This window comes from Longimonas halophila, from assembly GCF_002554705.1.
Lineage (GTDB): Bacteria > Bacteroidota > Rhodothermia > Rhodothermales > Salinibacteraceae > Longimonas > Longimonas halophila.
On the sequence record NZ_PDEP01000001.1, the window covers coordinates 485,813 to 498,217 of the forward strand.

The window sequence follows — 12,405 nt, forward strand, 5'->3', positions numbered from 1 at the left end:
CCATTGTGGTGAGATGCCTGGGGTGGCTGCGGAGCCGCCCTTTTTTGTTGTTATACAACCATGCTGTGCCCGAGTGCATTGTGCACTTAGCCCCTGAACTCGAATTGCCTACCCATGCCCAACGACGCGTCTGCTCCGACAACGCTCGACGAAAAGATCCGTGCCGTGGTGGCTTCGGTGCTACGCCCAACCGAGTACTTCTTGGTTGATATTGAGATTCGCGGACACCGGGGGACGCGCGTCGTCGAAATCTTTGTGGATGGCGATGACGGCATCGGACACGACGACCTGGCAGCGATCAGTCGTGACGTAGGGTTTGAACTTGATGTTGACGAGGTGGTGCCCGGATCGTACACGCTTGATGTGTCATCGCCTGGTATCAAACGCCCTCTTACAGCCCCTCGTCAGTACCAAAAGAACGTTGGGCGCGAGCTACGCATTAAGTACGACGATCCCGATGATGGATCCACCCAGTACGACGTTGTGACGTTGACCGCTGCCGACAACGAAACGGTGACCATTGAATTGCCGTCGGGGTCGACCCACACGTTGCCTTACCATGCGATTGAACGGGCTAAGATCGAACTGCCCTGGTAGTCGCCTCTTCCTCATGCAACCCCGCACCCCATTATGCGAAGTGCCGATCTCGTTTCTTCATTTGGAGAGATCGCCCGCGTCAAAGACATCGACCGGGCGACGTTGCAGATTATTGTCGAGGATGTGATCAAGGCAATGATCCAAAAGCGGTATGGGGCCGATGAAGCGTTCGAGATCATCTTTAACCCCAACCAAGGCGACATCCAGATCCTACACATTCAGGAAGTAGTCGACGATTGGGATCTGGTCGACCCCGTTACGGAGATCGAGCTTAGCGATGCGCGTACGGTGGATCCCGATCTGGAAGTTGGCGAAGAAGTAGCCAGCGAGATGAACATTGAGGAGTTTGGCCGCCGGGCGGTGATGACGGCGCGACAGACGTTCCAGCAACGTATCCGCGACATCGAGAAGGAGCAGATTTACAAGGAGTACTCCGAGATGATCGGGGAGATCGTAGTCGGTGAGATTCGGCAGATTCGCCGTCACGAAACGCTGCTCGTGCACGACGATAGCGTCGAGATGGTACTCCCCCGGCGCGAGCAGATCCCTGACGAGCGCCACCGCAAAGGAGATATGCTGCGCGCCGTCGTGAAGGAAGTCCGACGCGACTCGGGGAGCGACCCGCAGGTTGTGGTCAGCCGCGCCGCAGAGACGTTCATGGAGCGCCTCTTTGAGCTTGAGGTGCCCGAGGTATACGACGGCATTGTTGAAATCAAGAAGGTGGCGCGCATCCCCGGAGATCGCGCGAAAGTGGCCGTCACCAGCCACGACGAGCGCGTTGATCCAGTAGGGGCCTGCGTTGGCGTGAAGGGCGTACGTATCCACGCCGTAGTGCGTGAGCTGAACGATGAAAACATCGACGTCATGGAGTGGTCCGACGACGCCCACACGCTCATCAAGCGTGCGCTCTCCCCTGCTGAGCCGGTGAGCGTCAAGATAAACGAGGACGTGGACCCGCCCCGAGCGCGCGCCGAGGTTGTTGCCGACGAAGTAAGCCAGGCCATTGGCCGCAAGGGCGTGAACATCAAGCTGGCTGTGAAGCTTACGGGATACGAGATTGACGTCTACCGCGAAATTCCAGCGGACGAAGAGGATATCGAGATCGAAGAGTTTGCCGACGAGCTGGATCCAGAGGTTATCGAACAGCTGAAAGAGATCGGGTGCGATACCGGAAAGGCGGTGCTTGAACTGTCGTCAGGCGCCCTAACGCGCCGTACGGGCATGAATCGCAGCACAGCAGACCATGTGATCGAGGTGATTCGCACCGAGTTTCAGCGCGGGCCTACGGTGCCCGACTTCCTTGCTGAAGGGGCGTTCCAGGTTGAAGCGATGGAGGCTTCTGCCGTAGACAGCGTGCCCGTAGATGAAGGAGCCGAACCGATGGCGGAGCCTGCAGCTCCCCAGTCGCCTCCAGATAGCGATGCTAACGTGGATGAGGATGATGCGGAAGCCGAGGAGGAGCCCGAGGCAGAAGAGGCTCCCGATGCTTCCGTCGATCCAGAAACGCGACCCGATCCGTCGGCCCCTGGCATGCAGGTGGATCGCGAGTAGCTCGCCTGCAACCCCAAATTACCATCTGGAAGAGGGCCAATGGCCAATCCACTGCTCCTATTTACTAAAGCCCTACCGAGTTTGATACAGGAGTCAGGACCACAACCCCGTTGCACCCGTTGCACTACTGCTGCAATCGTTATTGCTATGAATGAACCCACATAAAGAGCTTCCCATGCAGACTGCCTAACCGTTCCGCCTTCGGCCCCATTGCGGGGCATTGAGTAACTTAACACCACTTTATGGCAACGACTGATCAAAACGCATTCAAGAAAAAGCGACTGTTCCGTGTCGCACAGGAGCTCAATATTTCGACCGATCGGGTCGAAGAGTTTCTGAAAGAAGAGGGATACGAGGACGCGCTCACCGGGTCGGGGTTAACCGCCAAGATCGCCGATGAGGAAGCGTACCTGGTATTGCGGGAGAAGTACGCCGATGACGCGCAAGCGGCCGAGCGGATTCGCGAACTTCGAGCGAGCGATGCTGCCGATTCGGCAGATCGCGACGAAGTCGCCTCGATCGACGAATCGGAGGGTCCATCCCCTGAGCCAACGGCGAAGGCGGAGTCGGCCCCGGAAGCGTCTTCTTCCGACCCTTCGGAAGCCGTCGAAGAAGAGGAGCCAGACGTGATTCGGGCCAACGACCGCACCAAAAGCGGCGGCTTGACCGTTGTGGGCGATTCCGATGACGAAGAGACGCCTGAAGAGGCAAGCGAACCGGCTGATGCCACCGCCGACGCTGATGCGCAGGCCGAACCGGCTGCCGATGCAGAGGATGACACGCCCGTCGCTGACGGAAAAACCGCTGACGAACAGGCTGCAGATGACGCGGAGCACACCGACGGAACTGAAGCAGATGCTGTTGCAGAAGAACCTGTGGCCGACGAACCGCCGACAGACGCCGACAGCCCTGCTGACGAAGCAGGTGCGGACGCGGATACTTCCTCCTCTGTAGACACTCAAGACGCAGTGTCTGACGAAGAGCCCCTTGAAGAGGAGGAGGCTGCTGAAGCAGTTGCCGAAGATGCGGTTGCTGAAGCGGACGATGAGTCGACCGATGCTGCCGAAACGCCAGAAGAACCTGCTGCCGAGGCAACGGAAGCAGAGGCGGAAGATGACGTCCAGGCTGATACGGAAGCCCAAGAAGGTGTCGCAGACACATCAGAAGATGACGAAGCGTCAAGCGTTGACGCTGAAGCAGATACGGAAATGGAAGACGAAGCTGCCGTATCCGCTGACGCGACCGAGGACGAATCTGAAGAAGCTGATGCTGTAGCCTCTGATGAGGAGGTCAGTGACGAAGCGGACGGATCGGATGAGGCATCTGAAGGCGAATCGCCGAAAGACGAGACGCTGAAAGCAAATCGTTATCGTCTTACCGGAACGCAAGTCGTTGGTAAGGTCGACCTTTCGAAGATGCGCCGCCGCAAGCGCAAGCGGAAGCGCAAGAAAAAGGAGAAGAAAGAACAGAAAAAGAAAGAACGCCAACAGAAAAAGCAAAAACAGCGGCAGAAGAAAAAGCGCAAGAAGAAGAAAAGCCGCAAGCCGAAAGAAGAGGACGTCGAGAAGACGATCCAAGAGACGCTCCAGGAGCTCGAACAGGGCGCCAGCCGCGCGCGTCAGCGCCGCCGCCGCCGTCGCCGTCAGCGCCACGAAGAAGAGCGCAAGCGCGAGCGCGAGCGCAAGGCCGAGCAAGAAAGCGTGCTGCGCGTGACCGAGTACGTGTCGACTGGCGAGCTGGCCAATCTCATGGGCGAGCCCGTGAAGGAGGTCATCGCTTCGCTCTTTGATGCGGGCATGATGGTCTCGATCAACCAGCGCCTCGACCGCGATACGATTGAGTTCATCGCGGCGGAGTACGACATGGAGGTCGAGTTCATCGACGAGTTCAGCACCGACGCGATCGAAGTCCGCGAAGACGATCCAGAAGATCTGGAGAAGCGCGCTCCGGTTGTTACGGTGATGGGCCACGTTGATCACGGTAAGACGTCGCTGCTTGACTACATCCGCAGCGCTAATGTCGTTGCGGGCGAGGAAGGCGGCATTACACAGCACATTGGAGCACACCAGGTCGATCTGTCAGATCAGGAGGGATCCATTACCTTCCTTGATACGCCGGGCCACGAGGCCTTTACGGCCATGCGTGCCCGCGGTGCAAAAGCCACCGATATTGTGATTCTGGTGGTGGCCGCCGACGATTCGGTGATGCCGCAGACCATTGAGGCCATCAACCACTCGCAAGCGGCGGACGTGCCCCTTGTGGTTGCAATTAACAAGATGGATAAGCCGGAAGCCGACGCACAGCGCGTGAAGGCTGAACTGGCCGAACACAACGTGCTCGTTGAGGAATACGGCGGAAACGTGCAGTCTGCCGAAGTATCTGCCGAAACCGGAGACGGCATCGACGACCTGCTGGAGAAGGTGCTCTTGCAGTCTGAACTGCTCGAACTGAAGGCCAACCCCGACCGCGAAGCTGATGGTGTGATCATCGAAAGCCGCCTGGAGAAGGGGCGTGGCAACGTGGTTACGGTGCTCGTGCAGAACGGCACGCTCGAAGTGGGCGATCCGTTTGTTGCGGGGATGTACAGCGGACGCGTCCGAGCTATGTTCGATGAGCGCGACAATCGCATCGAAGAGGTGGGGCCGTCACAGCCGGCTCTGATCCTGGGCTGCAACGGTTCGCCCGAAGTGGGCGACCAGTTTGTGGTGCTTGATGATGAGGGCGAGGCCCGCGAGATCGCGCAGAACCGTCAGCGTATTCACCGCGAGCAGGAGCTGCGTCGCAAGAGCCAACTCTCGCTCGACGAGATTGGCCGTCGCCTCTCCACTGGCGAATACAGCGAACTCAACCTCATTGTCAAAGCCGATGTGGGCGGTTCGGTCGAAGCCTTGGCCGATGCGCTCCTGAAGCTCCGTACCGACGAGGTCGCCGTACGTATCATCCACAGCGGCGTTGGCGCGATCAACGAGAGCGACGTGATGCTGGCCCGTGCCTCCGAAGCCGTTATTATCGGCTTCCAGGTACGCCCAACCTCAGGCGCCCGCGACGCGGCCAAGCGCGAAGAAGTCGACATTCGCACATACTCGATTATCTACGACGCGATTGAAGACGTCCACGATGCGCTCGAGGGCATGTTGAGTCCTGAGAAGCGCGAAGAAGTGAAGGGACGTGCCGAAGTGCGCGAGATCTTCAAGGTGCCGGGTGTAGGCACGGTGGCCGGATCGTACGTCACCGACGGTGTCATCAGCCGCGACTTCCGTGTCCGCGTACTTCGCGAAGGCGTAGTCGTGTACGAAGGCGAATTGAGCTCGCTCAAACGCTTCCAAGACGATGTGAAGGAGGTGAAGACTGGATACGAATGCGGCATCTCCATTGAGAACTTCGACGATATCAAGGTTGGCGATGAGTTTGAATGCTACGTGGTCGTTGAAGAGCGACGCACGCTGGAAGTCTAATCGCTGCCTCTATCCACGCATCATGCATCAAGGCGCTCGGCCTGGCGGTTTCCCGCTGGCCGAGCGCCGGTTGCATTGCCCGCTGCCTTCGTTCTGTTGTGTTGTTTCCCCTATGAGTATCCGAACCGAACGCGTTGCTGCACTCATCCAGCGCGAGGTTGCCCAGATTCTGCAGCAAGATTACGCCGAGCGCCTTACCCCAATGGTAACGATCACCGACGCACGGGTCACGAAAGACCTCTCTATTGCGTATGTCTACGCCAGTGTAATGGGCGAGACGGAGGCCGAGCGCAAAGCTACGTTCAAGCAGTTGGAAGCTCTGAGCGATGAGGTGCGCTCCAGTCTGGCCAGTCGAATTCGCCATCAGATGCGCACGATTCCCGAAGTGCGCTTCTTTCTGGATGAATCGCTCCAGCGCGCTAAGCGCATGGAAAACCTGTTCGACCGCATCCGTGCCGAGCGTGAACGGCGGCTCTCCGACTCCGAAACGCCCGACGCTGCTCAGTAACTACTCGGGTGGATTCGCGTCTGCATCGCATCCCCTTCATTTTGTCCCGCACTGCCTTCATGGTCACGGCTGCATCGCAGCGCCCCATTCCGCCCGATATTGTGGTGCGTGCGCCCGACTGCCCCAACCCGGCCCAGGCGGCGCTGCTTATCGACAAGCCCAATGGGCCCACCTCACATGATGTGGTGCACCGCGTACGGCGTCATTTTGGGGGATGCAAAACGGGGCACGCAGGCACGCTCGACCCACTGGCTACCGGACTACTCGTCTTGCTTTTGGGGAGGGCAACCAAGCTACAAGATGCATTCATGCATCTGGGTAAAACCTATCGCGGCACGTTGCGTCTGGGGGCCACCACGCCTACGTACGACCGCGAGCAGCCCGAAGATGCCACCTACCCGTGGCAGCACATCAGCGATTCGGATCTGAAAGCTGCTACCGCTCAGTTCAAGGGCACCATCACGCAGCGCCCGCCCATGTATTCGGCCGTGCGTGTGAAAGGCGAGCGGCTCTACAAAAAAGCGCGCCGTGGCGAAACCGCCGTCCGTCCACCACGCCATGTTACCATCGATACATTCGATATTCTGCATCGTGAAGGCCGCGATGTGACGTTTGAGGTCGTCTGCTCTAAGGGCACGTACATCCGCTCGCTTGCAGACGACCTGGGACGAGCGCTCGATTCAGGGGCCTATCTGACGGCGCTTCGGCGGACCCACATTGGCTCATATGCCGTCGACACGGCCTGGTCTCTCGACGCACTGCTTCGCACCTGTCCCTCCCCAAGCACCGACTCCTCCTCATGACACGTGAGATTGGCTGGGCACAGATCCAGCGCGATGCGTCCTCGGTTGTCACGGTGGGCACGTTCGACGGCGTGCACCGTGGGCATCAGGCAATTCTTTCGTTCCTGTGCGAGCGGGCCGACGCGCTCGGAGGCACGCCAACCGTGCTCACGTTCGATCCGCACCCGCGCTCGGTTGTGCGCAACGCTGATGTCCCGCTGCTCACGACGATCGATGAGCGGGCCCGTGCGTTAGAACAGGCAGGTGTGGCGCGCATGGTGGTGCTTCCCTTTACACACAACCTTGCGCAGTACGACCCAGAAGCATACGTGCGTGAGGTGCTCTGGGAGACCATTGGGCTGCAGGCTATCGCTGTAGGCTACGACCATCGTTTTGGCCGCGATCGTGGGGGCGATGTGTCGCTGCTGCGGACTATGGGCACCGACCTCGGCTTCACTGTAGAAGAAATTCCGCCCCAGTCCGAAGACAATGCGGTGATCTCATCTACGCGTATCCGTACACAGATCGCGGAGGAGGGCGCTGTTGATGATGCCGCTCGGCTGCTGGGACGCCGGTACACGCTTACAGGTACCGTAGAGCAGGGCGACCAGCGGGGGCGCACTATTGGCTTCCCCACCGCGAATATTGGCGTACGGGATGCGCGCTCCTGCATCCCCAAAAATGGGGTGTATGCCACCCGCGTGCATGGGACCGCGTTGGGGACGCCCCGCGTCGGGATGTGCAATATCGGGGTGCGGCCCACCTTCGACGGCAAAACGCCCACCATTGAAGTTCACCTGCTCGACTTCGCAGGAGATTTGTACGATGAGACGCTATGCGTAGAGTTTGTGCAAAGACTGCGCGACGAGGTCAAATTTGATTCGGTGGATGCGCTGAAGGCGCAACTTTCGAAAGATCGAGCCCATTGCATACGTGTTATGGAAGCCGCACGCCCGCTTTCAACATCTAAAAGCGGGTGCGTGTAAATGCTGTGATTGTAGCGTCCAGGTCGTCTGGACGATGGAGTCCGGTATCTTCTTTAGCATGGTATAATCTAAAGAGGAACTAACCCCCAAACCTGTATGATTACAAAAGAGCGTAAGAGCGAGCTGGTCGAAGAATATGGCAACAGCCCAACCGATACGGGCACTGCTGAGGTACAAGTTGCCATCTTCAGCGAGCGGATTAGCAATCTGACCGAGCATTTGAAAGAGCATCCGAACGACCATTCTACGCGCCACGGGCTACTGAAACTGGTTGGCAAGCGCCGCCGCCTGCTCAACTACCTGAAAGACAAGGACATTGAGCGGTACCGGACACTCATCCAAGACCTGGGGCTCCGTAAATAGACACGTACAGCGGCATCCTGCCCCGCGCAGGATGCCGCTTTCGTTTGCGCGTTGATGCCCAGCAGAAAGTCTCTGCCGGGCAGACGGGCTGTACCGGAGGGCGCACACGCGCACGGCGCCGCATCGCTCCGGGCCCATCACCAGTTGTTGACTGAACGAGATACCTATACATGCCAGACGCAACCATCCAATCTATCGAATTTGCTCCGGGACGATCGCTCTCGATCGAAACCGGACGCATTGCCCGCCAGGCCAACGGCTCTACCGTAGTCCGGCTGGGGGACACCATGGTGCTTTCCACCGCTACGCTGTCCGATTCCATTCAAGAAGGTAAGAACTTCTTTCCGCTGACTGTTGACTACCGCGAGAAGTTTGCGGCAGGCGGCAAAGTGCCCGGCGGCTTCATCAAGCGTGAGGGACGTCCTACTGATAAGGAAACCCTGACGGCTCGCCTCGTAGACCGGGCTGTTCGTCCGCTCTTCCCCGACGGGTTCTACCACAGCGTGCACCTTGTTAACTTTGTTATTTCGGCGGGGAATGACTACGACGCCGATATTCTTGCGGGCGTGGGCTCGTCGGCAGCGCTTTTGCTGGCCGGTGCACCGTTCCAGGGACCCATGGCTGAAGTGCGCGTAGGCCGCGTTGATGGCGAGTTTGTCATCAACCCTACGATGCAGCAGACCGCCGAGAGCGACATGAACCTCATTGTGGCGGGCAAGCAAGACGCGCTGGTCATGGTTGAGGGTGAGGCCGACGAGATCAGCGAAGACGAGATGATCGACGCGCTCGACACCGCGCACGTCGCCATCCGCAAGCTGTGCAACGGCCAAGAGCAGCTGGCCCGTGCCTTTGGCACCGCCGATGACTTCGAGTGGACGCAGCACGTTACGCCAGAAGCGGCCATCGAGAAGGTGCGCCAGCAGTTCGGCCAGCGCGTGGCCGACCATGTGCGTGCGCCGTACAAGAAAGAAACCTTCTATGCGGGCATCGACACGATCAAAGACGAGGCTGTTGAAGCGCTTGTCTCTGACGATGAAGACGGATTCGACGCCGGTACCATCCGCGATGCGGTAAGTGCGGTGGAGAAGGAGTCGATGCGTGAGATGATCCTTGCCGACGGTAAGCGCGTTGACGGGCGCGACCTGACGAGTGTGCGCGACCTTTCAATGGAAACGGGCTACCTGCCCCGCGTACATGGCTCAGCCATCTTTACCCGCGGCGAAACGCAAGTGCTGGGCTCCCTTACGCTGGGCACCTCGAAAGACGTGCAGCCGGTCGATGAGGTGTTCGATGATGCTGACAAGTCGTTCTACCTACACTACCGCTTCCCGCCGTTCTCAGTTGGTGAGGCAAGCTACCTGCGGGGTCCGAAACGTCGCGAAATTGGACACGGCATGCTGGCCGAACGCGCCCTGCGCCCAGTCATCCCTGGACAGGACGAGTTCCCGTATGTCATCCGCATCAACGCGGATGTGATGGAGTCGAACGGCTCCTCCTCCATGGCCAGCGTCTGCGCCGGCTCCCTCGCACTTATGGACGCCGGGGTCCCGATCAAGAAACCGGTATCGGGCATCGCGATGGGACTCGTCACGGACGGCGAGCGGACGCAAGTCCTCACCGATATCCTCGGGCTGGAGGATCACCTCGGCGACATGGACTTCAAGATCACGGGCACGCGCGACGGCATTACGGCCTGTCAGATGGACATTAAGGTGGCTGGACTCTCGCGTGAGGTGCTTGCCAAGGCGCTGAAGCAGTCGAACGCAGCCCGCATGGAGATCTTGGACGCAATGGAGCAGTCGCTGCCTGCGCCGCGTCAGGATCTCTCAGAGTACGCACCGCGCCTTACGAAGCTTACGATCGATCCGGAGCATATCGGCGCCGTAATTGGCCCCGGTGGCAAGGTTGTGAAGAGCATCCAGAAGGAGACCAACACCGACGTCACCATCGAAGAGGAAGATGGCGTGGGACTGGTCACCATCGCGGCCAAGAATCAGCAGGACGCTGAAGCCGCGATCGAACGCGTAAAGCAGATTGTGGCTGTTCCTGAAGAAGGCGAAGACTACGTGGGCACGGTGAAAACCATCCGCGACTTCGGTGCCTTCATTGAGATCATGCCTGAAAAGACTGGACTGCTGCACGTCTCCGAAATCGCCCATGACTACGTCGAAAACGTAGAGGACTACATGAAGGTGGGCGACAAAGTGAAAGTTCACCTGCTGGAGGTGCGCGATGACGGCAAGATGCGTCTGACGCGGAAGCCGTTCCTCGATAAGGAGAACGGAGCGGATCGCTAAGCAAGCACATCCACACGACCCATACGGTCTGTCTACAGGCTGTAACACACTGCGTAGGGGCAATCACTTCCGATTGCCCCTACGGTTGTATGGGGCGGAGGTCTTACAATTGTACAATAAACCGTTATTGCAATGAAATTACTTTGCAGTGGAGCTGCTGGATTTATCGGCTCCCATGTCGCCGAGGCATTTATCGAAGATGGACACGACGTACATATCGTTGATGACCTCTCAGGGGGAAAGCGATCCAACGTGCCGTCTGGAGCTACTTTTCATCATCTCGACATTCGGAGCGAGGAGGCTACAGCGCTCGTGCAGGCAGAACGCTTCGACATGCTCGTGCACCACGCCGCCCAGATGAACGTGCGGGAATCCGTAAAACATCCGCGTGAGGATGCATCTGTCAACGTTGACGGCCTGCTGAATCTGATGGAAGCTGGACGCGAGAATGGCCTTCAGCGGGTGCTGTTTGCCTCAACCGGCGGGGCCATCTACGGCGATCCGGTGTACGCGCCCCAGGATGAAGAGCACCCGCTCTGTCCGGTATCGCCATACGGTGTAAGTAAGCTGGCATCGGAGAAGTATCTGGACTTCTACCGGGAAGAGTATGGCATTCCGTACGTGTCGCTGCGCTATGCGAACGTGTACGGGCCGCGCCAGAATCCGGCCGGAGAGGCCGGGGTCATTGCAATCTTTATTGAGCAGATGCTAAATGGAGAGACGCCGACCATCTACGGGGACGGGACGCAGACGCGCGATTACATCTACATCGACGATGTGGTGGCGATGAACCGTGCGGTGATGGAGTACGAAGGCACACGTATTTTCAACGTGGGTACAGGAGAAGAAACCAGCCTGAACACGCTCTTCGAGTCCATTCAGAAGCATACAGATCCGAGTATCGACAACACGTACGGACCCGTGCAGCCCGGCGAGCAGATGCGGAGTGTGCTCGATATTTCGCGTGCGAAGAACGAACTTGGGTGGAGCCCGACTACCGATATGGATTACGGTATTGGGAAGACCGTCGAGTGGTTTGCGGCCCAGTTGACGTCTTCGCAATCTCAATAATCTGTTATTGCATAATCAATGTATCAAATTGAGCTTCAGCAGTTTGAGGGTCCGTTGGACCTGTTGCTGTTCTTCATTAAGCGCGATGAAATCGACATCTACAACATTCCCATCGCGAAGATCACAGATGAGTACCTGGCGTATGTCCGCGTGCTCGAAGAGATTGATCTGGATGGCGTAGCCGATTTCATTTACATGGCGGCGCTGCTGATCAACATCAAGGCGCAGATGCTCCTCCCGAACCCAAACGAAAATGAGGAGGGTGAGGAGGTCGACCCGCGGCGCGAGCTGGTAGAGCGGCTTCTGGAGTACGTGCGCTTTAAGGAAGGGGCCGATCAGCTGGCTGTGCGACGCGAGAAGCGAAACCGGCACGCTACGCGGGGCGATGCCTCGCCGGTGCGCCAGCAGTACGAGCAGCAGCCTGCCAAAGCGGTTGACCATACGGTGTACGATCTGATGGATGCGCTGGCGCACATGCTGCACGAGCCTCCCGAAGACGACGACTCCACCCACGAGGTGGCCCCGCTGGAGTACTCGGTTGACGAGCAGCAGCGCTATGTCATGGACCGACTGCGCCACGCTCGCGAACTGTCGTTTCGGTCGATCATTCGGGAGCGCTCAAAGCCGTTTATCATTGCCACCTTCCTGGCTGTGCTCGAACTGGCGCGTCAGCATCATCTGCGCATCCATATAAACGAGTCGCGAACCAATTTTGCACTCCGCTGGCACGACAATGCCTCCAACGGGGTAGACTCTACTGTGCCGCAGGCGTCGTAGTCCGAATTGCCTACGAGG

The 12,405-nt window shown here is 58.6% G+C and carries 10 protein-coding genes; all 10 read left to right on the forward strand.

The annotated features are described in order from the left end of the window. Positions 1–114: 114 nt before the first annotated feature. The 10 genes from CRI93_RS01935 (at position 115) to CRI93_RS01980 (ending at position 12,387) form a co-directional block, all read left to right on the forward strand. Positions 115–597, forward strand: coding sequence for a ribosome maturation factor RimP (locus CRI93_RS01935; protein ID WP_098060912.1), 483 nt, complete (start codon positions 115–117; stop codon positions 595–597). A 33-nt stretch (positions 598–630) separates the two neighbouring features. Beyond that, a complete protein-coding gene (nusA, locus tag CRI93_RS01940; protein WP_098060913.1) occupies positions 631–2,148 on the forward strand; it encodes a transcription termination factor NusA in 1,518 nt (505 codons plus the stop codon). Between the two features lie 242 nt (positions 2,149–2,390). Further along, the gene (infB, locus tag CRI93_RS01945) at positions 2,391–5,603 is read left to right on the forward strand and encodes a translation initiation factor IF-2 (RefSeq protein ID WP_098060914.1); all 3,213 of its coding nucleotides are present in this window, start codon (positions 2,391–2,393) and stop codon (positions 5,601–5,603) included. Between the two features lie 112 nt (positions 5,604–5,715). Next, positions 5,716–6,111, forward strand: coding sequence for a 30S ribosome-binding factor RbfA (gene rbfA, locus CRI93_RS01950; protein ID WP_098060915.1), 396 nt, complete (start codon positions 5,716–5,718; stop codon positions 6,109–6,111). A gap of 41 nt (positions 6,112–6,152) precedes the next feature. After that, positions 6,153–6,914 carry a tRNA pseudouridine(55) synthase TruB gene (truB, locus tag CRI93_RS01955; protein WP_217992486.1) on the forward strand — a complete coding sequence of 254 codons (762 nt, stop codon included), beginning with the start codon at positions 6,153–6,155 and terminating at the stop codon, positions 6,912–6,914. Beyond that, positions 6,911–7,879: a bifunctional riboflavin kinase/FAD synthetase gene (locus CRI93_RS01960; protein ID WP_098060917.1), complete on the forward strand. Its 969-nt coding sequence runs from the start codon at positions 6,911–6,913 to the stop codon at positions 7,877–7,879. The genes truB and CRI93_RS01960 overlap by 4 nt, the downstream gene beginning before the upstream one ends. Positions 7,880–7,975: 96 nt before the next feature. Next, positions 7,976–8,242 (forward strand): 30S ribosomal protein S15, encoded by a 267-nt coding sequence (gene rpsO, locus CRI93_RS01965; protein ID WP_098060918.1) that lies wholly within the window; start codon positions 7,976–7,978, stop codon positions 8,240–8,242. Between the two features lie 170 nt (positions 8,243–8,412). Then, the gene (gene pnp, locus CRI93_RS01970; RefSeq protein ID WP_098060919.1) at positions 8,413–10,539 is read left to right on the forward strand and encodes a polyribonucleotide nucleotidyltransferase; all 2,127 of its coding nucleotides are present in this window, start codon (positions 8,413–8,415) and stop codon (positions 10,537–10,539) included. A gap of 132 nt (positions 10,540–10,671) precedes the next feature. Beyond that, positions 10,672–11,610: an NAD-dependent epimerase/dehydratase family protein gene (locus tag CRI93_RS01975; protein WP_098060920.1), complete on the forward strand. Its 939-nt coding sequence runs from the start codon at positions 10,672–10,674 to the stop codon at positions 11,608–11,610. A gap of 18 nt (positions 11,611–11,628) precedes the next feature. Continuing rightward, the gene (locus CRI93_RS01980) at positions 11,629–12,387 is read left to right on the forward strand and encodes a segregation and condensation protein A (RefSeq protein WP_098060921.1); all 759 of its coding nucleotides are present in this window, start codon (positions 11,629–11,631) and stop codon (positions 12,385–12,387) included. Positions 12,388–12,405: the final 18 nt, after the last annotated feature.

Coding starts and splice junctions, on each gene's coding strand:
- nusA (WP_098060913.1), top strand. CDS start 631: ATGCGAAGTGCCGATCTCGTTTCTTCATTTGGAGAGATCGCCCGCGTC.
- rpsO (WP_098060918.1), top strand. CDS start 7,976: ATGATTACAAAAGAGCGTAAGAGCGAGCTGGTCGAAGAATATGGCAAC.
- CRI93_RS01960 (WP_098060917.1), top strand. CDS start 6,911: ATGACACGTGAGATTGGCTGGGCACAGATCCAGCGCGATGCGTCCTCG.
- rbfA (WP_098060915.1), top strand. CDS start 5,716: ATGAGTATCCGAACCGAACGCGTTGCTGCACTCATCCAGCGCGAGGTT.
- CRI93_RS01935 (WP_098060912.1), top strand. CDS start 115: ATGCCCAACGACGCGTCTGCTCCGACAACGCTCGACGAAAAGATCCGT.
- infB (WP_098060914.1), top strand. CDS start 2,391: ATGGCAACGACTGATCAAAACGCATTCAAGAAAAAGCGACTGTTCCGT.
- CRI93_RS01980 (WP_098060921.1), top strand. CDS start 11,629: ATGTATCAAATTGAGCTTCAGCAGTTTGAGGGTCCGTTGGACCTGTTG.
- CRI93_RS01975 (WP_098060920.1), top strand. CDS start 10,672: ATGAAATTACTTTGCAGTGGAGCTGCTGGATTTATCGGCTCCCATGTC.
- pnp (WP_098060919.1), top strand. CDS start 8,413: ATGCCAGACGCAACCATCCAATCTATCGAATTTGCTCCGGGACGATCG.